We start from the raw sequence: 24,820 nt of genomic DNA on the forward strand, positions 1-24,820 counted from the left end.
GCCACGCCAGTGGGAACGGTCCAACGCCGCCATCGTCGAACATTCGGCTTCCAGCCCGCCAGCGGCGCCAAGCGCCCTCGACGGCATTCCAAAGGGCCCGGCCCGTGGTGGGGTGGCTTGGAGGGGCGACGCCCCACCAACCTTCGCCCCGCCCCGGGTATGCACCCCGGCGCCGTCGCCTCTACACTACCCTCCACAGCAGGCGGGATACACCGCCGCAGGAGGACGCCATCATCAAGCTCGTCAGCTTCCTCGCCCGTCGCCCCGGCATGACGGCCGAGGCCTTCCTCACCCACTGGCAGGACGTCCACGCCCCGATGGCGTGCGACCTGCCCGGCCTGCGCGGCCACATCCTCAACATCCCGATCGAGACCCATTCGCGCAGCGACGTCGCCCAGCTCGACGTCGCGCCCTTCGACGGCATCGAACAACTCTGGTTCGACGACCAGGCCGCCTGCGCCGCCGCCATGGCCTCGCCGGCCGGCGCTCGCTGGCGCGCCGAGGCAGCCCGATTCATCGGCGCCCAGCGCGGGTTCGCCACCGAGGAAGCCTGGCAGGTCCCGCTGCCCGCCGGCCCGCGCCCGGCGGTCAAATCCTTCACCGCCATCCGCCGCCGCGACGGCGCGACGCCCGAGCAATTCCAGTACGCTTGGCGCGTCGTTCATGGCGGCATGGCGGCGAGCGTGCCGTTGCTGCGCGGCTTCGTGCTCTCCGGCATCCTCGCTGAACAGCCGCGCGACGACATCCCGCCGCTGCGCATGGCCCTGCCGCTCGATGGCATCGCCGAAAGCTGGTGCGACGACATGCAGGCGCGCCGCGCCATGGTGGTCTCGCCCGAGGCGCAGCACTGGTTCGCCGACGGCGCCACCTTCCTTGGCCAGGTGAAAACCGTGCTGCTCCGCGAGGCGGTGATGATCCCGCCGGCCGCCGCGATAAAATCCTAAAATCCTAGAGTTTTAAAGTGGCGGCGAAGGAACAAAACACAGGAAATATTCCATAGCCGACGACATATTTCGCTTTTATCCTGGCGTCACGGCGTCACGGCGTCACGGCGTCACGGCGTCACGGCGTCACGGCGTCACGGCGTCACGGCGTCACGGCGTCACCGCGGTGCGGCCGCCCGCGCCAGCCGATCATTGATTGCCGCCCCCAGCCCATCCATCGGCACCGGCATAACCGCGATCCCCCGCAGCCCAAGCCGCGCCCCTTCCGCATCCAGCCAGCGCAGCCCGGCGAACAGCCGCGTCGCCGCCTCGCGCGGCTCGCCGGCCTCGGACATCTGCCACACCGCCCCGGCCCCCGGGATCGGCGGCCCGAAGGCGAGCAGCGCCTCATCCGCCGCGACCTCGCGCGCGCCCAGCCGCACCGGCAGCGCGGGCGCGTAATGCGACAGCATCATCCCCGGCGAGCGCAGGCTGCGCGACGCTTCCGCCGCCGCCAGCGGGATTGGCCGGGCAACCGGACCGATCACCGCCTCGATCGCCTCCACCGGCACCCCGCCATGGCGCAGCAGCGCCGCCCCGCCGGCCGCGAGGTCGAGCACCGTGCTCTCCACCCCCACAGCACAGGCTCCGCCATCGAGCACCGCCGCAATCCGCCCGCCGAGCCCGTCCAGCACATGCCCGGCCGTAGTCGGGCTGACCTGGCCCGACCGATTGGCCGAGGGCCCCGCCACCGGCACCGCCGCCGCGCGCAGCAACGCCAGCGCCAGCGGATGCCCCGGCACCCGCACCGCCAGCGTGTCGAGCCCCGCCCCGGCCAGCAGGTCGATCCGGCAGTCGGGCCGCCGCGGCAGCACCAGCGTCAGCGGCCCGGGCCAGAAGGCCTTCGCCAGCGCGCGGGCACGGTCATCGGGCAGTACCTCGGCGAAGGCCGCCTCGGCGTCGGGGAAATGGCAGATCAGCGGATTGAAATGAGGCCGGCCTTTCGCCTCGAACACCGCGGCGACGGCGCGCGCATTCCGCGCATCGGCGCCGAGGCCATAGACCGTCTCGGTTGGGAAGGCGACGAGCTCCCCCGCGCGCAACAGCGCCGCCGCGCGCTCGACCTCCTCCGGGCCTAGCCGCTCCGTCACGCCACCCGCCCCTCGCAGACGAAGGAAGGATTGGCCCAACCTGCCTTGCGGTATAGCAACGGCCCGCCGCCATCGAGCAGCCGCAGCGTTCCGCCTGCCGCCTCCAGCACTGCATGCGGCGCGGCGGTATCCCATTCCATCGTCCGCCCGAAGCGGGGGTAGAGGTCGGCGCTGCCCTCGGCGACGCGGCAGAATTTCTCCGCCGAGCCGATATTGACGATGCGTGCGACGTGCCGCCCTTCCAGGAAGCGCCCCATGCGCGGGTCGTCCTGGTAATGGTGGCTGCCCATCACCGTGATCCCTTCGGCCGGGGGCGACCGCACCGAGATCGCCCGCGTCCCGGCGGCGTCGCGCTTCCACGCCCCGCCGCCGACGCGCCCCCAGAACAATTCCCCCGTCGCCGGGATGGCGACGGCGCCGAGTACCGCCCGCCCATCCTCGACCAGCCCGACATTCACCGCGAAATTGTCCCGCCCGGCAGCGAATTCCCGCGTGCCGTCCAGCGGGTCCACCAGCCAGAAGCGATGACCGGGATCGATCGGCGCGGTGCCGGCCTCAATCTCCTCCTCGGCGATGACGGGGATGTGGGGGGCGGCGGCGCGCAACCCCTCGACGATCAGCGCCTCGGCGATGTGATCGGCCTCGGTCACCGGGGAATGGTCGGATTTGCGGTCCACCGCGAAGCCGGTGGCGCGCACCGCGTTGATCGCGGCGGCGGCCTGGTCGGCCAGGCGGGCGGCAAGGGAAAGCAGCGCGTCATCATTCATCGCCCCTCGTTTGGCGCCGCGGCGGCCCAGGGGCAAGCCCGGAGGTGGCGAGCCCCGGCCCCGGCCCCGGCCCTGGCCGCGCGGCGCCACGCTGCGTAATGTGCCCGCCTCAATCGCCACACCCACGGAGTCACCATGCCCGACATCGCCTTCGTGAAGCCCGCCTTGCCGCGCGCCGGCGCGCTGATCCTGCCGCTGGCCGAGGATGCACCGCTCGCCGGCCTGGCGCAGAAGGCCGATGAAGCGACCGGCGGGGCCATCGCCCGCGCGCTGGAGGCGGCGAAGTTCAAGGGCCGCAAGGGCCAGAACACGACGCTCTGGGCCCCGGGCGCGGGGCTGACCAAGGTCGTCGCCATCGGCCTCGGCAAGGCCGCCGACCTCGCGGCGACGGGGGCCGAGGCGGCGGGCGGGTCGATCGCCGGCGCCGTCGCGCAGGAGCGCGAGGCGGTGGTCGCCGCCGATGACTTGGCCCCCGCGCTTGCCGCGTCGCTCGCCATGGGCATCGCGCTGAAATCCTACCGCTTCGACCGCTACCGCACGAAGGAGAAGGAGGAAGACAAGCCGAAGGTCGAGCGCATCGCCGTCGCCGTCGCCGACCCCGCCAGGACGAAGGCCGCCTATGCCCCGATGCAGGCGATCACCGACGGCGTCTTCCTCACCCGCGACCTGGTCTCCGAGCCGCCCAACGTGCTCACCCCGGTGGAATGCGCCGAACGCTGCAAGGCGCTAACCAAGCTCGGCGTCGAGGTCGAGATCCTCGGCCCGAAGGAGATGAAGAAGCTCGGCTTCGGCGCCCTGCTCGGCGTGGCGCAGGGCAGCGTCCAGGAACCGCGCATGGTGGTGATGAAGTGGATGGGGGCGCCCAAGGGCAAGAAGGCGGCCAAGCCCGTCGCCTTCATCGGCAAGGGCGTCACCTTCGACACCGGCGGCATCTCCATCAAGCCGGCCGGCGGCATGGAGGACATGAAGTGGGACATGGCCGGCGCCGGCACGGTGATCGGCCTGATGGCGGCGTTGGCGGGGCGCAAGGCGAAGGCGGACGTGGTCGGCATCGTCGGGTTGGTCGAGAACATGCCCTCCGGCAATGCGCAGCGGCCAGGCGATGTGGTGACCACCGCCTCGGGCCAGACGGTGGAAGTCATCAACACCGACGCCGAAGGCCGCCTCGTCCTCGCCGACGTCATCCACTACTGCATCGAGAAATTCGACCCGCGCTTCATGGTGGACCTCGCCACGCTGACCGGGGCGATCATCATCGCGCTCGGCCACGAACATGCGGGGCTGTTCAGCAATGACGACACGCTCGCTCAGCGCATCGAGGCCGCCGGGCGCACGGTGGGCGAAGCCGCCTGGCGCATGCCGCTCGGCGATGCCTATGACAAGCAGATCAAGTCCGACATCGCCGACATGAAGAATGTCGGCGGCCGGCCCGGCGGGTCGATCACCGCGGCGCAGTTCATCCAGCGCTTCGTGCAGGGCAAGCCCTGGGCGCATCTGGACATCGCCGGCACTGCCTGGAGCAGCAAGGACCTGCCGACCGCGCCGAAGGGGGCGACCGCCTATGGCGTGCGGCTGCTCGACCGCTTGGTCGCGGAGCATTACGAGGGCTGAGCGCCCGGCCATGATCGCGGTCGAGTTCCGCCGCGCCCCGTCAGGCGCTGACCGCCCCTGCGTGGTGCCGCTGGTCGCCGCCGCCGAGCCACCGCCCGGCCTCGGCGCGGCGATTGCGGCAGCGCGCTTCACGGCTGCTGTCGGCGCCGTGCTGGACCTGCCGGGCGCGCCGCGGCGGCTGGTGACGGGCCTCGGCACGGCACCGACACCGCTCGCGGCAGAGACGGCGGGGGCCTCCGCCGTGCTCGCCGCCGGCCCGATCACGGAACTCGCCCTGGCGGCCGGAGCGATGGAGCCGGGCCTCGCGGCCTCGGTCGCCGCGGGCATCGCGCTCGGCGCCTGGCGCTTTGATGCGCTGCGCACGCGCGACGTGCCGGCGCGGCTGAAGCGCCTGGTCGTCCAGACCGGGCACCCCGGTGCCGCCGAGAAGGCTTTTGCCGCGCTGAAGCCCGGCATCGCCGGCTGCCTCTTCGCCCGGAACCTGACGGTGGAACCGGCCAACCGGCTGACCACGCGCGCCTTCGCCGAACGGCTGGAGGCGCTGGAGGCGGAGGGCATCGAGGTCACCGTGCATGGCCGCAAATGGCTCGAACGGCATGGCTTCGGGGCGCTGCTGACGGTCGGCGGCGGTAGTGCCTCGCCGCCGCGCCTGGTGGTGCTGCGCTGGCCCGGCGTGCTGCCGGTCCCGCCGGTCGCTTTCATCGGCAAGGGCATCGTCTTCGATACCGGCGGCATCTCCATCAAGTCGGCGGAGGGGATGGAGGCGATGCGCGCCGACATGGCCGGCGCCGCGGCCTGTGCCGGGGCGATGCTGGCGCTGGCAAGGCGGCGGTCACCCGCGCCGGCCGTCGCGGTGCTGGCGATCGCCGAGAACGCCACTGGCGGCGCCTCCTACCGTCCCGGCGACGTCATCCGCACCGCCTCGCGCCGCACCGTCGAGGTGATCGACACCGATGCCGAAGGCCGGCTGGTGCTGGCGGACGCGATCCACCACGCCATCGCCGCCTTCCATCCGCGCGCGATGATCGACCTCGCGACGCTGACCGGGTCGATCATCACCGCGCTCGGACATCATCGCGCCGGGATTTTCGGCAACGATGCGGCGCTGATGGCCGTCGCGGCGGCGGCGGGGGAGGCGGTCGGCGAACCGCTCTGGCCGATGCCGATCGGGGCGCGGCATCGCGAGGACCTCGCCTCGGACATCGCCGATATCAGGCAATGCGCGCCCTCGGGCAGTGGCGCCTTTGGCGGGCGTCTGCTGCCCGATGCCTGCCACGCGGCGGCCTTCCTGCGCGAATTCGCCGGCGAGCGGCCCTGGGCGCATCTCGACATCGCCGGGGTGGAGACTGCCGAGGCGGCGCATGCGCTGGGCCCGGCGGGGCCGACGGGCTTCGGGGCGCGGTTGCTCGACCGGCTGGTGGCGATGCGCTTCGAGGCGGAAGCGTGACGGAGATCGGCTTCTACCATCTGACACGGACCAGGCTGGACCAGGCGCTGCCGCGCCTGCTCGGGCGGGTGCTGGAAAGTGGCGGGCGCGCCCATGTGCTGTGCGGCGAGGCCGAGCGCGCCAAGGCGCTCGACGCCGCGCTTTGGCTGGCGCCGGATCCGGACTGGCTGCCGCACGGCATGGCGGGCGGCGAGAACGACGCGCTGCAGCCGGTGCTGATCGGCACGCTCGATACGCTGCCGCGCAATGGGGCGCGCTTCCTGTTCCTGGTCGATGGCGCCGAGAGTGGGCGGCTGGCGGATTATGACCGGGTGCTCGACCTGTTTGACGGGGCGGATGAGGCGGTCGTCGCGGCGGCCCGGCGGCGCTGGTCGGCGGCGAAGGCGGCCGGGCATACCCTGACATATTGGATGCAGGGTGAGTCGGGGTGGCAGAAGCGCGGCTGACATCGCGCCGTCCATGATGGCGATGCGCACCGGGGCGGAGCCGCTTGGCGGGATGCGCCGCGGGGTGATGCTGGAACGGACGCTGAGGGGCTTGCCGGCAACCCGGGGAAACCAGGTGCACCGGGGGTTTGCGGCTGGCGGCTCAAGAGCCGGCCGGCACGCGGCGGCGCGCGACGAAATTCTGCAATGGCTGGGCACCCGCACCGATGCCGGGCTTGGAGACGCGCCGGGCACGGCATGCAGCAAGCGTGGGCCTGGCTGCGTTGGTGCGGGAGCGCCGATCACCCCACGGTTGATCTGAAGCGCAAAATATCACGCTAATCGAAAAATTAAATCAAATTAGGAAGATAGGCGAAAAAATACGACAATCGCGCGAAAGTGATTGTGTTAACGGCATAATAATGGGCTTTATACGACCTCAAGGTAAAAATCGTCTAAATAAATCTCTTTATCTCCAAAATGCGACGCTCCAAAAAGGGCGCCGTCTCCTGTCAGGAAAGGTAGTTCGATGTCGGAGACCACTGATACCCTCACCAGCGGCAATGATGTCTGGCCGGGCCATGGCGTCGCGAACTGGGGTGACAACACGGTCTACGGCGTTGGCGGCGACGACTCGATCAGTGGCGGGTCGAATGACGACTACCTCGATGGCGGCGCTGGCAATGACACGCTGCTGGGCGGTACCGGCGACGATGTGCTGGTCGGTGGCGACGGCAACGACGTGCTTTCGGGCGGCTCGAACGATGACACGCTGATCGGCGGTGACGGCAACGACATCTTCGACCCGGGCACCGGCAATGCCTACATCTCGCTGGGCGCGGGCAATGACAGCGTCTTCGGCGTCAGCAACAGCGGCGTGACCTATATCGACGGCACTGGCGGCGGCACCAACGTCATTCGCATCGACGCGGCCTTGCGCGACTACTGGGATACGATCATCGGCGGGGCCGATTCCGTCGATTCCAATGGAAATACCTACAATTCCATCATCAAGGGTGATGGCTACACGGTCGAGCTCAATCACTTCCACGGCCAGATCATCTTCAACAACGCGACAATCGAGGCGAATTGCTTTGCCGAGGGCACCCGCATCATGACGTCCGACGGCGAGCGCGCGATCGAATCGCTCCGCGTCGGCGATCTGGTGGTGACGGCTTCCGGCCACGGCGCGCCACTCAAGCCCGTGCTCTGGGTTGGACGGCGTGAGGTGGACCTCGAGACGCATCCGCGGGCCGAGGATGTTGCGCCGATCCTGATCATGCCGGGGGCGCTTGGCGAGGGCATGCCGCATCGCCCGCTGCGCGTCTCGCCGGACCACGCGCTGCTGGTCGAGGGCGAACTGGTGCCGGCGATGCTGCTGGTGGATGACGAGGTGATCTTCCAACTGCCGGCCCGAGGCCGCATCACCTACTTCCATATCGAGCTCGACGTGCATGACATCGTGTTCGCCGAGGGCGCGCCATCTGAATCCTACATCGACCTCGGCAACCGTTCGGCCTTCGACAATGCGGGTCTGCTGCAGATGTTGCATGCCGACTTCTCGCCGAAGCGCGACGGCGGCATGCCGCGCACCACGGAAGGCCCGGCGCTCGTCAAGGCGCGCCTGGCCGTGGCGCGGCAGGCGGCGGTGGTGCGCAGCGTCGTCGCGGCGCCCGAGGGGCGGCGTAAGGCGGTCTGATCGAGCGGCGCCGGCAGGGGGCGGCTCGTGCGCCCCGCCGGCGTTGCCCAGCCCAGCCGATTGCGGCGTGCGGCGCGGGCCGTGCGCCGCTTTCTTATCAGGCGGTTCGGCCGTCGCGGATGAGCGGCGGCATGTTCAGCCGTCCAGGCGGATCCCGGTCAGGTCCACCAGATGCCGCCAGCGGGCAACTTCCTCCCGCTGGAAGGCCGCGAAGGCCCCGGCCGGCATCGGAGCGGCGACGAAGCCCTGGCCCTGCAGCCGCTCCACCATGGCCGGCTGCGCCAGGATGGCGACCAGCGTGTCCGACAGCCGGGTGACGATCTCCGCCGGCGTGCGCGCCGGGGCCCACAGGCCGAACCAGGCATCGACGGCGAGATCCTGCGCGCCGAGTTCGGCGAAGGTCGGCACGTCGGGCGTTTCGGGCAGCCGCGCCGGGGCCCCGATGCCGAGCGCGCGCAGCCGCCCGTCGCGCACCAGCGCCACCACCTGCGGCCAGGTCGAGACGAAGAAATCCACGGTGCCACCGACGGTATCCGTCGTCGCCTGCGCGCCGCCGCGATAGGGGATGTGGGTCGCGTTCATGCCCTCGCGCCGGACGAAGGTCTCGGCGATCACATGGCTCGCCGAACCGGCCCCCGAGGAGGCATAGGTCACCCGCCCGCCATTCTTCCCCTTGGCCGCCAATTCGGCGAGCGTCCGCGCGCCATTGGCCGGCACCACCACCGCGTGGTGCACGGCGGCGAGGCGCGCGATCGGCGCGAAATCGGCGACCGGATCATAGGGCAGGGCAGACAGCATGGCGGCATTGGCCGCATGGGTCTGGTTATTGCCGAGCGACAGGGTGTAGCCATCCGGCGCCGCCTGGGCGACCGCCTGGGTGCCGATCACCGCGGCACCGCCGGGGCGGTTGTCCACCACCATGGTGCTGCCCGGGATCGCCTCCTGCATCGCGGCGGCGAGGCCGCGGGCCAGCACGTCGGTCGAACCACCCGGCGGGTAGCCCACCACGATCTTCACCGGCCGCGACGGCCATGCCTGGGCGCGCGCGACGGCAGGCAGGGCGATGGTGGGGGCGGCGGCGAGCAGTGCGCGGCGACGAATCATGAAGGCTTCCTCCGGGATGGCGCAGGCGCGCCGGGCTTTGATCCCCCCTTGGCGCATCACACGGCGGCGGTCCAGCCGGCATGGATGCATGCCTCGCTTGCCCGGTGGCGATTGCGGCGCCGCCATCACGTGTGGGGGGGCGTGTTTCACACAACCTTTCATTGTGTATCTCGCGCGTGAGGTCCTAAGCTTCGATCCATAGACGAGAGGAGGGCTTGATGGATCGCATCGAACCGCCTCGGCCGGCCGATCAGGCCGCCCGGATCGCAACAAGGCGCGAAGCAGCGCCAGAGCCGTCCACCAATCGTGCGCTGTGGCCCACCTTCATGCGCCGGACGCTTGAAGAAGAGCAGGTCCGTGCCAGCGCCCAGAAGGAGCGCCGTCCGGACCGAGTGGCCGTGTGAGAATGCGCCGGATGGCGTATCCTGCCATCCGGCCGCAGCCTTGGCCGAACTCTTCGGGCCGAGGCTACCGCTGGAGCGGTTTGCGTCGGACCGTGCTGACGCAAACGGCTCTCTAAGCTCTTGCTTGAACGAGCATCGTCACGCGTCTGATTGGGTAGAATCAGACGCGATCTGCTCTAAGCGGCTTCGAGCTGCGCCGACAGGTCCAGCCATTCCTCCTCCAGCGCCGCCACGTCCTTGGCGATGGCGGCGCGGCGGGTGTTTGCCCAGGTAATGTCCTCGGGTTTGAAGCGTGCATAGGTGGTCGGGTCGGACAGGCGCTTTTCGATCAGCGCGTCCTCGCGCGCGAGACGCTCCAGCGCGGCCTCGACTTCCTTCAGCCGGGCGCGCAGCGGGGCGGTGGCAACGCGGGTGCCGGCGCGTTCGCGGCGGGCGCCGGCACGGGCACCGCCGGCTTCGCCTTTGCTCGCCCCACCGCGGGCGCGTTCGGCAAGCAGCGCGCGGTAGTCGTCGAGGTCGCCGTCGAAGGGTGTGACCGCGCCATCGGCAACGAGCCACAACCGGTCGGCAGCAAGCTCCACCAGATGCGGGTCGTGGGTAATCAACACCACGGCGCCGGGGTAGTCTGCCAGCGCCTTCACCAGCGCCTCGCGCGCATCGATGTCGAGGTGGTTGGTCGGCTCGTCGAGGATCAGCAATTGCGGCGCGTCGCGCGTGGTCAGCGCCAGCAGCAGTCGCGCCTTCTCACCGCCTGACAGCGCAGTGATGCGGTTGTCGGCGCGATCGGCATCAAGGCCGAAGCGGGCGAGTTGCGCGCGGCACTGCGTTTCGGTCGCTTTGGGCAGTGCGGCCTGCATATGGGTGAGCGGCGTGCCGGCGAGGTCGAGTTCCTCTGCCTGGTGCTGAGCGAAATAGCCGACGCGCAGCGCCTTGTTGCGGAAATAGGCGCCGCCTTCGGGTTGCAGCCGGCCGGCGAGCAGCTTGGCCAGCGTGGACTTGCCGTTGCCGTTGGCGCCAAGCAGCGCGATGCGGTCATCCGGGTCGAGCCGCAGGTTCATTCCCTTGAGGATCGGCGGGCCGCCATAGCCGACCGAGCAACCGGTCAGGGAGAGGATGGGCGGGGCGAGTTCCTCCGGCGCAGGAAAGGCGAAGCGGACCGGGTGGTCCTCGACCACGGCTTCGATCGGCGGCAGGCGTTCGAGCGCCTTGAGACGGGATTGTGCCTGGCGCGCCTTGGTCGCCTTGGCGCGGAAGCGGTCGACGAAGGACTGGATATGGGCGCGTTCGGCGGCGATGCGGACATTCTGCGCCGCCTGCTGCGCCATGCGTTCGGCGCGGATGCGCACGAAATTGGCGAAGTTGCCCTGGTATAGCGTGATCTGCGCGCGATCGAGATGCGCGATGGAATCGACGCAGCGTTCCAGCAGCCCGCGGTCATGGCTGACCACGATGGCGGCGCCCGGGAAGCGCGACAGCCATCCTTCCAGCCACATCGTCGCTTCGAGGTCGAGATGGTTGGTCGGTTCGTCGAGCAGCAGCAATTCCGGTTCGAGGAACAGCGCGCGGGCGAGGGCGACGCGCATCCGCCAGCCGCCGGAGAATTCCCGCGAGGGCCGCGCCTGCGCCGCCGCGTCGAAGCCCAGGCCGGACAGGATCGCCCCGGCACGGGCCGGCGCACTGTCGGCGCGGATGCCGATCAACCGGTCGTGGATTTCGGCCAGCCGCGTCGGGTCGGGGTGGCTGTCGGCCTCAGCGAGCAGGCCGGCGCGTTCGGTATCGGCGGCGAGCACGATATCGAGCAGGGGTTCATCCCCGCCCGGCGCCTCCTGCGCGACATGGGCCATGCGGGCGCGGGCGGCGAGGCGGATCTCCCCGCCATCGGGCTGCAATTCATGGGTGATCGCACGCAGCAGGGTGGATTTGCCGGCACCGTTGCGCCCGACCAGCCCGACCTTGCGGCCGTCATCGATCTGCAGGTTCGCCCCGTCCAGCAGGTTCCGGCCGGCGATGCGGATGGTCAGGTCGCGGATGGTGAGGACGGTCATGGCGGCGGGGTTGTAGAACAGGCCTCGCCGCAGCGCATCAGGCGATGGTGGCGGGGCTGCGCCGCGCCGCGCGGAACAGCGCATCCGTGAAGCCGGCCAGCGCCATGCCGTTCACCGCGTGCAGCGCCTGGATTTCCGGCAGGCCGGTCAGGCGACCCAAGGCCAGCCAGCCGAACTGCATGGCATAGAGCCCAACGACGGTCGCGACATGTCGCCGCAGGGTCCGCAGCCGCGCGTCCCGCCCGATGAACCAGGCCAGGGCCGCCAGCGGCAGGGCAAAGGCGGTGCCGACCGCGCGATGTGCCTCCCACGCCGAACCCGTGGCAAAGACACCAAGACCGGCCAGGGTGAATTGCAGCGCAATGAGCCCCAGCAGCGAGGCGGCCAGGATGCGGATGGTCGGCGGGGTCATGACAGGGCCTCCCGCGTCGCGCCGGTCGGCCCAGGCAGGCATCCGAGGCCGCGCAGGGCCGCCGCCACCGCCTCGTCGAGCGGCGTGCGGGGTTCCGCGCCCAGCAGGGCGACCAGGCGCGCATTGTCGAGCCGGATTGGCCTTCGCCACAGCGGCGCGATTTCCGTCACCTCCCGTGCGAAGGCGTTGACCGGGACAATCAGCCGGAACAGCCACCAGGGCAGGCGGCCGACCTTCAGTTCCGGCCGGCCGAGCACGCGGCGGATGGCGCCGATCATGGCCATGCCGTCGGCATCCCATTGGCCGTCCATGTGGAAGGTGGCGAAGCCGTGCGGCAGGGCGGGATGTTCCAGCAGCCGGACCATGGTCTCCGCCACGTCGGGCAGATAGGCCCATTGATGGCCGACCCCTGTCCGGCCGGGATTGGTGATGCGCGCGACCGGCACGCCCGGCTTCACCAACGCCTGGGAGAACCAGCTATTGCCCGCATCCGGGCCGAAATAATCGCCGGCGCGCACCACCAGCACGTCCAGGCCCGATGCCGCCAGGCGACGTTCCATCGCCACGCGGATCGCGCCCTTGCGGGTGGTGGGGTTCTGCGGTGACGCCTCGGTGAGGGGCCGCGGCCAGGCATCCGGGCCGTAATTGTAGATCGTGCCGGGCAACAGGATGCGGGCGCGCTCGGCGGTGGCGGCGGCGATGCTCGCTTCCAGCATGTGTGGCACCAGCGTGTCCCAGTGGCGGTAGCCGGGCGGGTTCACGGCATGGACGATCAGTCGGACGCCCTGCGCGGCGGCGGCTACATCCTCGGGGCGCAGCGCGTCGCCCTGGATCCAGACGATGCCGCCCTGGCTCGATTGCGACGCGGCGCGGCGATGCAGCGCCTTGACCTGCCAGCCGCGCGCCGCCAGGCGGCGGGCCACCGCCCCGCCAATCCCACCTGTGGCGCCGAGCACCAACGCTGTCTTTCCGGTTGTCATCTCGCGCATCCCCTGACTGCGATGCGCGGAAGAATGACGGCTCAGTACCTATAACAGAATTGGCGAAGTTCGTGTTGATGATATACATATTTGCATGGATAAAACCACGCCCGGCTGGGATTTGTACCGCAGCTTTCTTGCCGTGTTGCAGGAAGGTTCACTGTCCGGTGCGGCGCGGGCGCTGAACCTCGCCCAGCCGACCATCGGCCGTCAGATCGATGCGCTGGAGCAAGCCTTTGGGGAGGCGCTGTTCATTCGGTCCGTCCATGGCCTGCTGCCCACCGAGGCGGCGACCGCGTTGCGCCCGCATGCCGAGGCGATCGCGGCCCACGCCGCCGCGTTGGTGCGTACGGCGTCCGGCCGGCGCGGCGTGGTGGAGGGCACCGTGCGCATCACCGCCAGCGAGGTGATCGGCGTCGAGGTGCTGCCGCCGATCCTCGCCGCGCTGCGCCGGCAATATCCTGCCCTGGTGCTGGAACTCGCGCTGTCCAACGCGGTCGAGGACCTGCTGCGGCGGGAGGCCGACATTGCCGTACGCATGGTCGAACCGCGGCAGGAGGCGCTCCTGGCGCAGCGCGTCGGCGATATCAGGCTCGGCCTGCATGCGCGGCAGGAATATCTCGACCGTCATGGAATTCCCGAGCGGCGGGAGGATCTGGCGCATCACACGCTGATCGGCTTTGACCGCGAGACGGCGGTGATCAACGCCATGCGCCGGCGTGTCGCAGGCCTCGACCGTGCGAATTTCGCCCTGCGTGCCGACAGCGACCTCGCGCAGTTGGCCGCGATCCGGGCTGGCTTCGGCATTGGCGTGTGCCAGGCCGGCATCGCGCGGCGCGACCCGGTGCTGCGGCGGGTCCTGGCGAATGACTTCGATATCCCGCTGCCGAGCTGGGTCGTGATGCATGAAAGCATGGCCGGTAGCCCGCGCTGCCGAGCGGTGTTCGACACGCTGGTGGCCGGACTCGTGGCCTATGGTCGCGAAAGCGGGGGCTGAACCGGGCAGCCGGGCTTGCGGAGGAGGCGCGCCGCGTCTATGCGCCCGGCGACCTGCTTAGAACCCGAGGACAGTCACCATGGCCATCGAACAGACCTTTTCCATCATCAAGCCGGACGCGACCCGCCGCAACCTGACGGGCGCCATCAACGCCGTGTTCGAGAAGGCCGGCCTGCGCATCGTCGCGCAGAAGCGCGTGTGGATGTCCCGCGCCCATGCCAAGAAGTTCTACGAAGTCCATGCCGCCCGCCCGTTCTACAGCGACCTGGTGGACTTCATGGTGTCCGGCCCGGTGGTGGTCCAGGTGCTGGAAGGCGAGAACGCCGTGGCCAAGAACCGCGAGCTGATGGGTGCGACCAACCCGGCCAATGCCGAGGAAGGCACCATCCGCAAGATGTTCGCCGAGAGCATCGAGGCGAATTCCGTGCATGGCTCCGACAGCGCCGAGAACGCCGCGGTCGAGATCGCCTATTTCTTCGCCGGCACCGAAATCGTCGGCTGAGATCGCACCGCACGGGTTGCGAGGCCGGTCGCGACGACCGGCACCGGACCGCGTGATGATGCCGCGAACGGCACTGGTCCAAGCGCCCTGATGGGTGGGCGGGCCGGTGCCGTTGCTGTTTTTGGGTGCTGCGTGATCAGGCTCATGGGACGTTAATCGCCATCGTGCTTGATATGGGGCGGAATAGGGAGCTCCCACGCGCATGGACGGCACCACGGCACGGGCGGCAGACGACCTGCCGCCGGTTGGCCTCGGCACCGAGCTGGCCGACACGCTGGCCGCCGGTGGCGACGGGTTGCGGCTCGACCTGCAGCCGATCTGCTCGGCCGGGACCCTGGCCCCGATCGGCTATGAGGCCCTGCTGCGTTGGGAACACCCCGAACGCGGCCCGCTTGGCGCGGCGGAAATCCTGGGCGCGGCGACGGCGGTCGGCCGCGATGTCGCGCTCGAGGCCTGGATCCTGGTCGCGGCCTTTCGCCTGCGGGCGGGCTGGAAGGCCGGCGGGCCCTATCTCGCGGTGAATGTCTCGGCGGCCGGGATCAGCCGGGGCCATGCCGCGCCGATGATCCGCGCGGCGCTGGAGACGACGGGAGTCGACCCGCGCGGCCTGTCCATCGAATTGCCGGAGAAGGCGGTGGCCAGCCACCTCGCCGCCGCACGCGACCTGTGCGCCGCGCTGCGGCAGCTTGGCATCACGGTGGCGCTGGATGATTTCGGCGGCGAGCTGGGCTCGGCGCGGGTGCTGCGGGACATCCCGTTCGGCACCGTGAAGATCGACCCGATGCTGACCGCGGGCGTCGACCTGCCCGGCGCTGGCGCCAACCGTCCGCGCGCCGCGGTCACGGCGGTGGTCGACATGATCCACGCGCTTGGCGCCACCGCGGTGGCCGAAGCGGTGGAGACGCCGGAACAGATGCGGGAATTGCGCGTCGCCGGCTGCGACGCGCTGCAAGGGTGGCTGCTCGGCCGCCCCGGTATCGGGCCGACCTAGAGCGCGATGGCCGCAGGTGCGAATGCACCGGAGGTCTGAATCGCGCGATCAAACAATAGGTTAGAGCGTGGTGGGTGAACGAATGTGAACCAATCACGCTCTGACGGACGGATCGCCGGCCTGGCCAGGAGAATGCCCCTCGCGGCGCATCCGCGCGCCGGCGTCAGCCCAGGAAGATCAGCAGCAGCAGCAGGATGACGGCGATCGCGCCGGTCGACCAGGTCACGAAGCTCGTGAAGCCGTGCCATTCGGACTGGCGCTCAGCGAGGATATCGCCGGCCTTCACTTCGACGAATTCGTAGGTGATCTTGTGTTCGGCCACGTCACGCCCTCAACGCTCTTGTGCCATCAGCCTTTAGAAAGCGCGGGCGCCGAACACAAGGGGTTCGCGAGGCAACCCGCCGCCATCCCCACGCCCGATACCAGGGCCCGGCCGGCCTCGACCCGCACCAGCCCCGCCGCCAGCCACGCCAGCGCGGCCGGGTAGAGCCGGTGTTCCTCGGCCAGCACCCGGGCGGCGAGGGCGGATTCGGTATCGTCCTGCAGCACCGGCACGGCGGCCTGGGCGAGGATCGGCCCCTCATCCACCCCGGCGGTGACCAGATGCACGGTGCAGCCATGCAACCGCACCCCGGCCGCCAGCGCGCGGGCATGGGTCTCGAGGCCCGGGAAGCTCGGTAGCAGCGAGGGGTGGATATTGATCATCCGTCCCTCCCAGCGCGCGACGAAGGCCTCCGTCAACACGCGCATGAAGCCGGCCAGGGCGATGATCTCGATGCCGCGGCGGGCGAACTCGGCTTCCATCGCGACCTCGAAGCCGGCGCGGTCACCTCGGAAGCCGCGGCTTTCCACCACGGCGGTCGGGATGCCGCGCGCGCTCGCATGGGCGAGGCCGGCGGCATCGGCGCGGTTGGACAGCACCAGCGCGATCTCGGCCGGGTAGTCGGGATGTTCGGCCGCCGCGAGCAGGGCGGCCATGTTCGACCCGCGGCCCGAGATCAGGGCCGCGACGCGGCGTCGACTCATCCCGGCCAGCCGGCGGAAAGGCCGTCGATGCGCACCGCGGCGGGGCCGTTTGCGGCCTCGATACGGCCGATGCGGCAGACTGTCTCGCCGTGGTCGGCGAGCAGCGCGGTGGCGGCCTCGACCTCGCCGGGAGTGACCACCACGGCCATGCCGATGCCGCAGTTGAACACGCGCAGCATCTCCTCCGGCGCGACCTCGCCCACCCGGGCGAGCCAGGCGAAAACCGGCGGCGGCGTCCAGGCGGTGGCGTCGAGCACGGCCAGTGTGCCCTCGGGCAGCACACGCGGCAGGTTGCCGGGCAGTCCGCCGCCGGTGATGTGAGCGGCGGCCTTGACCAGCCCGGCGCGATGCAGCGCGAGAACCGACTTCACGTAGATGCGCGTCGGCTCCAGCAGCGCCTCGCCGAGGGTTTTCCCGGCGGCGAAGGGGGCGGGGGCGCCCATGCCGGCATTGCTGCGTTCCAGGACGCGCCGCACCAGCGAGAACCCGTTGGAATGCACGCCCGAGGCCATCAGCCCGAGCACCACGTCGCCGGGACCGACATCGCCGCTCGGGAGCAGGGCGCCGCGTTCGGCCGCGCCCACCGAGAAGCCGGCGAGGTCGTAGTCGCCCTTGGCATACATGCCGGGCATTTCGGCGGTCTCGCCGCCCACCAGGGCGCAGCCGGCCTGGCGGCAGCCCTCGGCGATGCCGGCGACGACCTGCTTCGCGGCGGCCACCTCCAGCTTCCCGGTGGCGAAATAATCGAGGAAGAACAACGGCTCGGCGCCCTGCACCACCAGGTCGTTGACGCACATCGCCACGAGGTCGATGCCGACCGTCGCATGCAGCCCGGCGTCGATCGCCACGCGCAGCTTGGTGCCGACGCCATCGGTGCTGCTGACCAGCACCGGGTCGGTGAAGCCGGCCGCCTTCAGGTCGAACAGCGCGCCGAAGCCGCCCAGGCCCCCCATTGTGCCCGGCCGGTCGGTGGCTTTCGCCAGCGGCTTGATGGCATCGACCAGCGCATCGCCGGCCTCGATGTCCACGCCGGCCGCGCGATAGGTGAGGGGGGAAGACGGGGAACTGGTCAGGGCGGCCTCCGATCGGGTATTGGCTGGCACGGAAGTGCCGCGCGGCGCGGTGCTAACGTCGGCCGACCCGGCCGACCAGGGGGTGGTGAGCGATGCCGAATAGGTCCTGCTCCGCGCAGGCGCGCGGAAAGAACCATGTGGCGACGCTGATCGCAACTGCCCTGCTGGTGGCGGCCCCCTTGGCCGCACCGCGGGCGCAGGAGGAGCCGGCGCTCTCGGCCGCGCCCGCCGCCCCGGCGGCCCCGGCCGCGATCAGTTTCACCCAGCGCGGCGTGCCCGCCGAAGCGACCGCTGAGAACGGCGTGGTGGCGCGCGAACGCGCCCTGGCCAATGGCCGCCGCGCAGCCTGGGAGCGAATCGCCTCGGCCGCCGGCGTCACCCGTTCGCTGTCCGATGCGCAGATCGAATCGATGGTGAGTTCCATCATCATCGAGGAGGAGCGTACCAGCCCGACCCGCTACACCGGCCGCATCACGGTGAATTTCAACCCGTCCCGCGCCCGCTCCTACACCGGCGGCAGCGGTGTTGCCGAAGGCGGCGGTTCGGGCGGCGGCTCGACGTCCGGCGAGGGCGCCGCAGGCCGGCCGCAGGGCCCGTTGCCGGCGGCTTCGACGGTCGAGATGGTCGCTCTCTACGGGTCGCTGAATGAATGGCTGGAACTGCGCCGACGGCTGACCGGGGCGGCGGCGCGGCTCGACATCGTCGCCATCTCGACCGACCGCGCCAGGCTGCGCGTCGGGCTGCGCTCGCCGCCGGGCGTGGCGGCGCAGGAACTGGCCGTGCAGGGGATCACCATGACCCCGGGTTCCGGGGCGCCGGGCGACGCTTGGCGCGTGGGCCTTGCCGGGCGCTCCTGACAAGGTTCGCCGGCCGCCCGCGCCGGCCTCGGTCGATGTCGAGGCCGGGCTCTTCACGCTGCCCAACCTCATCACCTTCGCCCGGCTGTGCGCCGTGCCGGCGGCGGTGTGGCTGATGCTGCAGCACCGGCTCGACCAGGCGTTCCTGGTGTTTGTCGGCGCCGGCCTGTCGGACGCGGTCGATGGCTGGCTGGCGCGCATCCGCAATGCACGCTCGACCCTCGGCGCGCTGCTCGACCCGGTGGCGGACAAGGCGCTGCTGGTCTCGGTCTATGTGACGCTGGCGGCGATCGGCGTGTTGCCGGACTGGCTTGCCATCATGGTGGTGTTCCGCGACGTGCTGATCGTCGGCGGCCTGCTGCTGTTGTGGGTGCTGGGCGTGCCGACGCGGATCCGCCCGCTGCTCATTTCCAAGGCGAATACGGCGGCGCAGATCACCCTCGCCGCGCTGGTGCTGATGCTGAAGGGGTTCGACCTGTCGGCACCGATGGTGCTTGAAACGATGATCTGGCTGGTGGCCTTCACCACCTTCGCCTCGGGCGTCGCCTATGTGCTGCAGGCCGCGCGGCTGACCGGGGAGCGAGCACCCTGAGCGAATCGACGCGCCCACCCGCCCGCGCCGAGCCGGCCGTCCGGCCCGGACCGCCGGCGCGCTTCCCCGCACCCGCCGTCCCGCGCACCGCGACGCGTGCGCAGCGCACCGCGCTCGTGCTCGGCTTCACCGGCGCGCTGCTGTTCTGCCTGTGGCTTTTCCAGGGCATCCTGACGCCCTTCGTGCTGGCCGCAGTGGTCGCCTATTTCCTCGACCCGCTGGCGACGCGGCTGACGCGGCTGGGCATCCGCCGCCCGCTGGCCGCCTTCCTGCTGATCTTTCTGCTGATGGCGCTGACACTGATCGCGGCGCTGCTGTTCTACCCGCTGATCCTCGCCCAGATTGGCGTGCTGGTGCAGCGGCTGCCGGCCTATATCGCCGGCGTCGGGTCGCTGCTGCAGGACGGGCTGCAGCGGCTGGAGGAGGCGCTCGGCCCCGAGATGGTGGACCGGCGGCTGCGCGACCTCGCCATCAACCAGGCGGGAAGCATGCTGGCCTGGTTGGGCACAGCGACGACCCGGCTGATTGGCGGCGGCTTCGCCCTGTTCCAGGTCTTCACGCTGGTGATCGTGGTGCCGGTGGTCGCCTTCTATCTGTTGCGCGACTGGGCGGCGATGCTCGCGCGCATCGAATCCTGGCTGCCGCGGCGCAGCGCGGCGGTGCTGCGCCAATTGGCGCGCGACACCGACCGCGTCCTGGCAGCCTGGCTGCGCGGGCAACTGCTGTGCTGCGCGGCGCTCGGCGTTTTCTATGCGGTGGCGCTGCAACTCGCCGGGCTGGAACTCGGCCTGACCGTCGGGCTGATGGCGGGCGTGCTGACCTTCATTCCCTATGTTGGCTCGCTGACCGGCTTCGCGGCGGCCTTGCTGCTGGCGATGGGCCAGTTCGGCACCTGGAACGAGGTGCTGGTGATCGTCGGCATCTTCCTAGTCGGCCAGACCGTCGAGGGCTACGTCATCTACCCTTATCTGCTCGGCGACCGGGTGGAACTGCATGCGGTGTGGGTGATCTTCGCGCTGTTCGCCGGCGGCGTGGCCTTCGGCTTCCTCGGCGTGCTGCTGGCGGTCCCGATGGCGGCGGCTCTCGGCGTCGTCGCGCGCTACTGGCTGCGGCGCTATCTCGAAAGCCCGCTCTATCTCGACCCGCCACGGACCGGGACGTGACCGCCTCGCTCGGCGGCACGGCGCGGCAATTCACCCTGCCGCTGCCGCTGCCGGTCTCCTCCGATCGGGCGGATTTCCTGGAGGACGCCTCCAATGCCGAGGCGCTGGCTTGGCTCGACCGGCCGGATTCCTGGCCGGGCGGGCGGCTCGCGGTGTTCGGCCCGGCCGGGGTGGGCAAGTCGCATCTGGCGCGCGCGCTGGCGGCCGAGCGGGGCTGGCGGCTGATCGAAGGCCCGACGCTGCGCGGCCTGCCCGAACCCGCCCCCGGCGGCACCGTGCTCGATGACGCCGATGCGGTGGCCGAGGAGAAGGCGCTGTTGCACCTGGTCAACCTGTGTGCCGAGCGTGGCGAGCACCTGCTGCTGATGGGGCGCGAGGCGCCGGCGCGTTGGAAGGTGGCGCTGCCCGACCTCGCCAGCCGGCTGAAGGCGACCACCGCGATCGGCATCGGCCGGCCCGGCGATGCGCTGCTCGGCGCGCTGCTGGCCAAGCATTTCGCCGACCGCCAACTGCGTGTAGCACCCGAGGTGCAGGCTTGGCTGCTCGCCCGGTTGTCACGGGAGGCGGCGGCCTTGGCCGAGGCCGCGGCGCGGCTCGACCGCGCGGCGTTGGCGGCGCGTGCCCCGGTCAGCCGCGCCCTGGCGCGGACCGCCCTGGCAGGGTGGGAGGGCTTTGGCGAGGGGGCGGATGATGATGCTTCCGAGACGATCGACAACCCGCCCTCGCCGTGCGCGCCGGCCCTGCTGTAGTCTATCCGGATGACCGCAACCGGCCGGATGCCATGAACGACGCCGCCCCGACCCTCAATGAGCGGGTGCAGGCGCTGCTTGCCAGCCCGGCGCGCTTCGCCAACCGGGAACTTTCCTGGCTCGCCTTCAACCAGCGTGTGCTGGAGGAGGCTGCCAATCCGCGCCATCCGCTGCTCGAGCGGCTGCGCTTCATTGCCATCTCCTCAGCCAACCTCGACGAGTTCTATTCGGTCCGCGTCGCCGGGCTGGTCGGGCAGGAACGTGCCGGCATCGCCAAGGTGTCGCCGGATGGCAAGACGCCGGGCCAGCAACTCGTTGCCATCCATGAACGCGCGCAGCAGCTGATCGCAGGCCAGCACAAGGCTTGGCAGGATTTGCGCGTGCTGCTGCGGCAGGCCGGTCTCGCGGTGGTCGAGACGCCGGAACTCGACGCCGCGGACCGTGACTGGCTCGATGGCTGGTTCATGGATCGCGTCTTCCCGATCCTCACGCCGCTCGCGGTGGACCCGGCACATCCGTTTCCCTTCATCGCCAACCTGTCGCTATGCATGGTGCTGAAGCTGGTGCGCGAGGAGGATGGCGGCACGATGCGCGCGCTGCTGCCGCTGCCGCCGCAGGTGCCGCGCTTCATCCGCTTGCCGGCGCGCGAGGGCGAGGCGATCATCCGTTTCCTCCAGCTGGAGGATCTGATCGTCCTGTTCCTCAACCGGCTGTTCCCCGGCTTCATCCCGGCCGAGACCGGCCTGTTCCGCGTCATCCGCGACACCGATGTGGAATTCGAGGAAGAGGCCGAGGACCTGGTGCGGTCGTATGAAACCGCCCTGAAGCGCCGCCGCCGTGGCCTACCGATCCGCCTGTCGGTCACCGCGGCGACGCCGCCCGACATGGTCGATTTCGTCGCCGAAGAGCTGGGGGCGCCGCGCTCGGAACTGTTCACCGTCGATGGGCTGCTCGGCCTCTCGGACCTGACGCAGCTGATTGTCGATGACCGGCCGGACCTGCTGTTCACGCCGTACACGCCGCGCTTCCCGGAACGCATCCTCGATTTCGGCGGCGACTGCTTCGCGGCGATCAAGGCGAAGGACATCCTGGTCCATCACCCCTACGAATCCTTCGATGTGGTGGTGCAGTTCCTGCGCCAGGCGGCGCGCGACCCGAATGTCGTCGCCATCAAGCAGACGCTGTACCGCACCACGCGCGACAGCCCGATCGCCAAGGCGCTGATCGAGGCCGCCGAGGCCGGCAAATCCGTCACCGGCATCGTCGAGCTGAAGGCGCGCTTCGACGAGGAACGCAACATCGCCCTGTCGCGCGAGCTCGAAGCCGCCGGCGTGCAGGTGGTGTTCGGCTTCGTCGAGCTGAAGACCCACGCGAAGGTCTCGCTGGTGGTGCGGCGGGAAGGGGCGCAGCTGCGCTCCTACGCGCATTTCGGCACGGGCAATTATCACCCGGTCACCGCGCGCATCTACACCGACCTGTCCTACTTCACCGCCGACCCGGCGCTGACGCGCGACGCGGCGAAGCTGTTCAACTTCATGACCGGCTATGCGCGGCCGGAGAGCATGGAGAAGCTCGCCTTCGCGCCGCTGACCATCCGCCCCTCGCTGCTCGCGCTGATCGAGCAGGAGACCGTCTTCGCCAAGGAAGGCAAGCCGGCGGCGATCTGGCTCAAGATGAACTCGATGGTCGACGAGGCGCTGATCGACGCGCTGTATGCCGCCTCGCGCGCGGGGGTGAAGGTTGACGCCGTGGTGCGCGGCATCTGCTGCCTGCGCCCCGGCGTGAAGGGCATGAGCGACAATATCCGCGTGAAGTCGATCGTCGGCCGGTTCCTCGAACATTCACGCATCGCCGTGTTCGGCAATGGGCACCGGCTGCCTTCGCGCCGGGCTAAGGTGTTCATCTCCAGCGCCGACTGGATGGCGCGCAACATGGACTGGCGCGTCGAGACCATGGTGCCGGTCGAGAACCCGACCGTGCACGCCCAGGTGCTCGACCAGATCATGGCGGTGAACCTGAAGGATACGATGCAGTCCTGGCACCTCGGCCCCGATGGGCAATGGACGCGCCTGAAGCCCGGCGACAAGCCGGTCTCGGCGCATGAGTACTTCATGACCAACCCCTCCCTGTCGGGGCGAGGCAGCGCGCTGAAGGCCGCGCCGCGCCGCCCGCGACAGGACCGAGTGATGCAGGACTGAGCTTGATGGACAGCGCGATGCGAGAAGGCCCCGTCTGGATGGAGGACGGACGGCGACTGCCGCGCTCGGCCACCGTCGACCTGGGGTCCAATTCGGTGCGGCTGGTGGTCTTCGAGGGCCGCGGCCGCAACCCGCTGACCATCTTCAACGAGAAGGCGGTGCTCGGTCTTGGCCGCGGCTTGGTGACGACCGGCCGGTTGAACGAGGAGGCGGTGGACCAGGCGCTGACGGTGATGGTGCGCTACCACACCGTGGCCCGCGCGATGGGCGCCGACCCGGTCGAGGTGCTGGCCACCGCCGCGGTACGCGATGCCGAGAATGGCCCGGCCTTCGTCGCCGCGCTGCGCGAGCGGCTGCCCGACCTGACGATCCGCGTGCTGACCGGGCAGGAGGAGGCGCTACTCTCGGCCGATGGCGTGTTGCTCGGCTTCCCTGATGCCGATGGGCTGCTGGGCGATATCGGGGGCGGGTCGCTTGAATTGGTGGAACTCGCGCATGGGCGGGCGGGGCGCGCGGTCAGCCTGCCGCTCGGGGCGATCCGTCTGTCGGAACGCGCGAGTGGCGAGATCCAGCGCGGCCGCGCCATGGCGACCGAGGAATTCAACCGCGTCCCGTGGCTGAGCGAGGCGACCGGGCGCGACCTGTATCTCGTCGGCGGTGCCTGGCGCGCGCTGGCGCGCATGCATATTGCGCAGACCGCCTATCCGCTTTCGATCGTGCATCACTACGTGCTGTCGCGCGAGGAAGCGCGCGACCTGTCGGGCGTGGTGATGGCGGCGACGCGCCGCACGCTCGAACGCATGGCCGGCGCGCCCACCAAGCGCGTGCAGGACCTGCCCTGGGCGGCGATGGTGATGCGGCGGCTGTTGCGGGCCTCGGGCGCGCGGCGCGTGGTGTTCAGCGCCAATGGGCTGCGCGAGGGTTGGTATGCGCGGCAGATCAGCAGCGAGGAACGCCAGCGCGACCCGCTGGTCGCCGCGGCGCAGGACCTCGCCGGCCGCTTCGGCCGCGACCCGCGCCTGCCGCCGGCACTCGCACAATGGACGGCCGGGCTCTTCGAACGCGAATCCAATGCCGAGGCCGCGCTGCGCGTCGCCGCCTGCTGGATCAGCGACATCGGCAGTCATGACCACCCCGACTACCGCGCCGAGCACGCCTATTTCCGCGTGCTGCGCCAGGCGGGCGTCGGGCTCGACCATCATGCGCGCGCCTTTCTCGCCCTGACGGTTGCGCTGCGCTACGAGGCCGGGCCAGAGGCCGCCTATCTGCAGGCCGCGCGCGTGCTACTGGACGTGGCCGGCGTGCGCCGCGCGGAAATTCTCGGCGCGGCACTGCGGTTGGCCTACACGCTGTCGGGCGGCACGCCGGAATTGCTGGCCGGTACCGGGCTTGAGCGCGAGGGCGGGCGGCTGGTGCTGCGCCTGGTCGAAGGCAGCGGCGTTTTTGCCGGGGAGAGCGTGCTGCGCCGCGTGGAAGCGCTGGCGGCGGTACTGGGGCTGGAATCGACGGTCGAACTGGCGGCGTGACCGCCATCGGCTGATGGGCGTTGCCTGCGTCATGGGCGCGGGTTGCCCGGGGCATGGTCATCGCCGGGCCAACATGGCCGCGTGCGGGGTAGTCCTGGGGCTGGGCGGCTCGTCGGCCTGGGCTATGATCCGACATCGATCGCGCGCCGCCTGCGTGCGATGCGTTGTCGAAGGACAC

Annotated in this window: 24 protein-coding genes; 15 read left to right on the forward strand and 9 right to left on the reverse strand. The window is 70.4% G+C overall.

The features are described 5' to 3' along the window. Positions 1-107: 107 nt before the first annotated feature. Entirely contained in the window at positions 108-944 is an 837-nt protein-coding gene (locus tag IEY36_RS16415) for an EthD domain-containing protein (protein ID WP_268238141.1), read from the forward strand. A 158-nt stretch (positions 945-1,102) separates the two neighbouring features. Here the strand turns inward: IEY36_RS16415 and IEY36_RS16420 are convergent, their stop codons facing one another. Beyond that, the gene (locus IEY36_RS16420) at positions 1,103-2,074 is read right to left on the reverse strand and encodes an L-threonylcarbamoyladenylate synthase (RefSeq protein ID WP_188968554.1); all 972 of its coding nucleotides are present in this window, start codon (positions 2,072-2,074) and stop codon (positions 1,103-1,105) included. Next, a complete protein-coding gene (gene cysQ, locus IEY36_RS16425) occupies positions 2,071-2,841 on the reverse strand; it encodes a 3'(2'),5'-bisphosphate nucleotidase CysQ (protein ID WP_188968555.1) in 771 nt (256 codons plus the stop codon). Before cysQ ends, IEY36_RS16420 begins: the two co-directional genes overlap by 4 nt. Before the next feature lie 135 nt (positions 2,842-2,976). Between cysQ and IEY36_RS16430 the strand changes: the two genes are divergently transcribed. The 4 genes from IEY36_RS16430 (at position 2,977) to IEY36_RS16445 (ending at position 8,023) form a co-directional block, all read left to right on the forward strand. Further along, positions 2,977-4,452, forward strand: a complete 1,476-nt coding sequence (locus IEY36_RS16430) for a leucyl aminopeptidase (protein ID WP_188968557.1) — start codon at positions 2,977-2,979, stop codon at positions 4,450-4,452. Positions 4,453-4,462: 10 nt separating this feature from the next. Beyond that, complete coding sequence (locus tag IEY36_RS16435) at positions 4,463-5,899, forward strand: leucyl aminopeptidase family protein (protein ID WP_188968559.1); 1,437 nt, start codon at positions 4,463-4,465, stop codon at positions 5,897-5,899. Continuing rightward, positions 5,896-6,345 carry a DNA polymerase III subunit chi gene (locus IEY36_RS16440; protein ID WP_188968561.1) on the forward strand — a complete coding sequence of 150 codons (450 nt, stop codon included), beginning with the start codon at positions 5,896-5,898 and terminating at the stop codon, positions 6,343-6,345. Before IEY36_RS16435 ends, IEY36_RS16440 begins: the two co-directional genes overlap by 4 nt. A gap of 508 nt (positions 6,346-6,853) precedes the next feature. Next, complete coding sequence (locus IEY36_RS16445; protein WP_188968563.1) at positions 6,854-8,023, forward strand: Hint domain-containing protein; 1,170 nt, start codon at positions 6,854-6,856, stop codon at positions 8,021-8,023. 135 nt (positions 8,024-8,158) lie between these two features. On the opposite strand, the gene IEY36_RS16450 is transcribed toward IEY36_RS16445, so the two are convergent. Further along, positions 8,159-9,127: a Bug family tripartite tricarboxylate transporter substrate binding protein gene (locus IEY36_RS16450; RefSeq protein WP_188968565.1), complete on the reverse strand. Its 969-nt coding sequence runs from the start codon at positions 9,125-9,127 to the stop codon at positions 8,159-8,161. 218 nt (positions 9,128-9,345) lie between these two features. On the opposite strand from IEY36_RS16450, the gene IEY36_RS16455 reads away from it, so the two are divergent. Beyond that, a complete protein-coding gene (locus tag IEY36_RS16455; protein ID WP_188968567.1) occupies positions 9,346-9,531 on the forward strand; it encodes a hypothetical protein in 186 nt (61 codons plus the stop codon). Positions 9,532-9,707: 176 nt separating this feature from the next. Here IEY36_RS16455 and IEY36_RS16460 read toward each other — a convergent pair whose 3' ends face one another. The 3 genes from IEY36_RS16460 to IEY36_RS16470 are packed head-to-tail and all read right to left on the reverse strand — an operon-like array spanning position 9,708 to position 12,968. Next, positions 9,708-11,576: an ABC-F family ATP-binding cassette domain-containing protein gene (locus tag IEY36_RS16460; RefSeq protein ID WP_188968569.1), complete on the reverse strand. Its 1,869-nt coding sequence runs from the start codon at positions 11,574-11,576 to the stop codon at positions 9,708-9,710. A 37-nt stretch (positions 11,577-11,613) separates the two neighbouring features. After that, the gene (locus IEY36_RS16465) at positions 11,614-11,988 is read right to left on the reverse strand and encodes a DUF6220 domain-containing protein (RefSeq protein ID WP_188968571.1); all 375 of its coding nucleotides are present in this window, start codon (positions 11,986-11,988) and stop codon (positions 11,614-11,616) included. Beyond that, complete coding sequence (locus IEY36_RS16470) at positions 11,985-12,968, reverse strand: NAD(P)H-binding protein (protein WP_188968573.1); 984 nt, start codon at positions 12,966-12,968, stop codon at positions 11,985-11,987. Before IEY36_RS16470 ends, IEY36_RS16465 begins: the two co-directional genes overlap by 4 nt. A gap of 94 nt (positions 12,969-13,062) precedes the next feature. Here IEY36_RS16470 and IEY36_RS16475 point away from each other — a divergent pair, with 94 nt between their 5' ends. The 3 genes from IEY36_RS16475 to IEY36_RS16485 all read left to right on the forward strand — a co-directional run bounded on the left by IEY36_RS16475 (position 13,063) and on the right by IEY36_RS16485 (position 15,458). After that, positions 13,063-13,965, forward strand: coding sequence for a LysR family transcriptional regulator (locus IEY36_RS16475; RefSeq protein ID WP_188968575.1), 903 nt, complete (start codon positions 13,063-13,065; stop codon positions 13,963-13,965). 79 nt (positions 13,966-14,044) lie between these two features. Beyond that, entirely contained in the window at positions 14,045-14,467 is a 423-nt protein-coding gene (ndk, locus tag IEY36_RS16480; protein ID WP_188968577.1) for a nucleoside-diphosphate kinase, read from the forward strand. Between the two features lie 202 nt (positions 14,468-14,669). Continuing rightward, the gene (locus IEY36_RS16485; RefSeq protein WP_188968579.1) at positions 14,670-15,458 is read left to right on the forward strand and encodes an EAL domain-containing protein; all 789 of its coding nucleotides are present in this window, start codon (positions 14,670-14,672) and stop codon (positions 15,456-15,458) included. A 163-nt stretch (positions 15,459-15,621) separates the two neighbouring features. On the opposite strand, the gene IEY36_RS16490 is transcribed toward IEY36_RS16485, so the two are convergent. From IEY36_RS16490 to purM, 3 genes are read right to left on the reverse strand one after another with little or no spacing between them, the layout of a single operon-like run. After that, the gene (locus tag IEY36_RS16490) at positions 15,622-15,780 is read right to left on the reverse strand and encodes an aa3-type cytochrome c oxidase subunit IV (protein WP_188968580.1); all 159 of its coding nucleotides are present in this window, start codon (positions 15,778-15,780) and stop codon (positions 15,622-15,624) included. Between the two features lie 26 nt (positions 15,781-15,806). Then, positions 15,807-16,484, reverse strand: a complete 678-nt coding sequence (gene purN / locus IEY36_RS16495; protein ID WP_188968582.1) for a phosphoribosylglycinamide formyltransferase — start codon at positions 16,482-16,484, stop codon at positions 15,807-15,809. After that, a complete protein-coding gene (purM, locus tag IEY36_RS16500) occupies positions 16,481-17,557 on the reverse strand; it encodes a phosphoribosylformylglycinamidine cyclo-ligase (RefSeq protein ID WP_188969109.1) in 1,077 nt (358 codons plus the stop codon). Before purM ends, purN begins: the two co-directional genes overlap by 4 nt. A gap of 137 nt (positions 17,558-17,694) precedes the next feature. Here purM and IEY36_RS16505 point away from each other — a divergent pair, with 137 nt between their 5' ends. The 6 genes from IEY36_RS16505 (at position 17,695) to IEY36_RS16530 (ending at position 24,642) form a co-directional block, all read left to right on the forward strand. Further along, entirely contained in the window at positions 17,695-18,414 is a 720-nt protein-coding gene (locus IEY36_RS16505; RefSeq protein WP_188968584.1) for a hypothetical protein, read from the forward strand. Next, the gene (locus IEY36_RS16510) at positions 18,398-19,006 is read left to right on the forward strand and encodes a CDP-alcohol phosphatidyltransferase family protein (protein WP_188968586.1); all 609 of its coding nucleotides are present in this window, start codon (positions 18,398-18,400) and stop codon (positions 19,004-19,006) included. The genes IEY36_RS16505 and IEY36_RS16510 overlap by 17 nt, the downstream gene beginning before the upstream one ends. 116 nt (positions 19,007-19,122) lie before the next feature. Continuing rightward, positions 19,123-20,169 carry an AI-2E family transporter gene (locus IEY36_RS16515; protein WP_188968589.1) on the forward strand — a complete coding sequence of 349 codons (1,047 nt, stop codon included), beginning with the start codon at positions 19,123-19,125 and terminating at the stop codon, positions 20,167-20,169. Next, positions 20,166-20,918, forward strand: coding sequence for a P-loop NTPase family protein (locus IEY36_RS16520; RefSeq protein WP_188968592.1), 753 nt, complete (start codon positions 20,166-20,168; stop codon positions 20,916-20,918). Before IEY36_RS16515 ends, IEY36_RS16520 begins: the two co-directional genes overlap by 4 nt. A 32-nt stretch (positions 20,919-20,950) precedes the next feature. Next, entirely contained in the window at positions 20,951-23,116 is a 2,166-nt protein-coding gene (locus tag IEY36_RS16525; RefSeq protein WP_188968594.1) for an RNA degradosome polyphosphate kinase, read from the forward strand. Positions 23,117-23,121: 5 nt separating this feature from the next. Further along, on the forward strand, positions 23,122-24,642 hold the full coding sequence (locus IEY36_RS16530) for a Ppx/GppA family phosphatase (protein WP_229681366.1): 1,521 nt from the start codon (positions 23,122-23,124) through the stop codon (positions 24,640-24,642). The last annotated feature ends 178 nt before the right edge of the window (positions 24,643-24,820 follow it).

Source organism: Neoroseomonas lacus (genome assembly GCF_014644535.1).
In the GTDB taxonomy this organism is placed as follows: Bacteria; Pseudomonadota; Alphaproteobacteria; order Acetobacterales; family Acetobacteraceae; genus Neoroseomonas; species Neoroseomonas lacus.

Coding starts and splice junctions, on each gene's coding strand:
- IEY36_RS16460 (WP_188968569.1), bottom strand. CDS start 11,576: ATGACCGTCCTCACCATCCGCGACCTGACCATCCGCATCGCCGGCCGG.
- IEY36_RS16525 (WP_188968594.1), top strand. CDS start 20,951: ATGAACGACGCCGCCCCGACCCTCAATGAGCGGGTGCAGGCGCTGCTT.
- IEY36_RS16430 (WP_188968557.1), top strand. CDS start 2,977: ATGCCCGACATCGCCTTCGTGAAGCCCGCCTTGCCGCGCGCCGGCGCG.
- IEY36_RS16475 (WP_188968575.1), top strand. CDS start 13,063: ATGGATAAAACCACGCCCGGCTGGGATTTGTACCGCAGCTTTCTTGCC.
- IEY36_RS16445 (WP_188968563.1), top strand. CDS start 6,854: ATGTCGGAGACCACTGATACCCTCACCAGCGGCAATGATGTCTGGCCG.
- IEY36_RS16465 (WP_188968571.1), bottom strand. CDS start 11,988: ATGACCCCGCCGACCATCCGCATCCTGGCCGCCTCGCTGCTGGGGCTC.
- IEY36_RS16435 (WP_188968559.1), top strand. CDS start 4,463: ATGATCGCGGTCGAGTTCCGCCGCGCCCCGTCAGGCGCTGACCGCCCC.
- IEY36_RS16485 (WP_188968579.1), top strand. CDS start 14,670: ATGGACGGCACCACGGCACGGGCGGCAGACGACCTGCCGCCGGTTGGC.
- cysQ (WP_188968555.1), bottom strand. CDS start 2,841: ATGAATGATGACGCGCTGCTTTCCCTTGCCGCCCGCCTGGCCGACCAG.
- IEY36_RS16455 (WP_188968567.1), top strand. CDS start 9,346: ATGGATCGCATCGAACCGCCTCGGCCGGCCGATCAGGCCGCCCGGATC.
- IEY36_RS16470 (WP_188968573.1), bottom strand. CDS start 12,968: ATGACAACCGGAAAGACAGCGTTGGTGCTCGGCGCCACAGGTGGGATT.
- IEY36_RS16530 (WP_229681366.1), top strand. CDS start 23,122: ATGGACAGCGCGATGCGAGAAGGCCCCGTCTGGATGGAGGACGGACGG.
- ndk (WP_188968577.1), top strand. CDS start 14,045: ATGGCCATCGAACAGACCTTTTCCATCATCAAGCCGGACGCGACCCGC.
- IEY36_RS16450 (WP_188968565.1), bottom strand. CDS start 9,127: ATGATTCGTCGCCGCGCACTGCTCGCCGCCGCCCCCACCATCGCCCTG.
- purN (WP_188968582.1), bottom strand. CDS start 16,484: ATGAGTCGACGCCGCGTCGCGGCCCTGATCTCGGGCCGCGGGTCGAAC.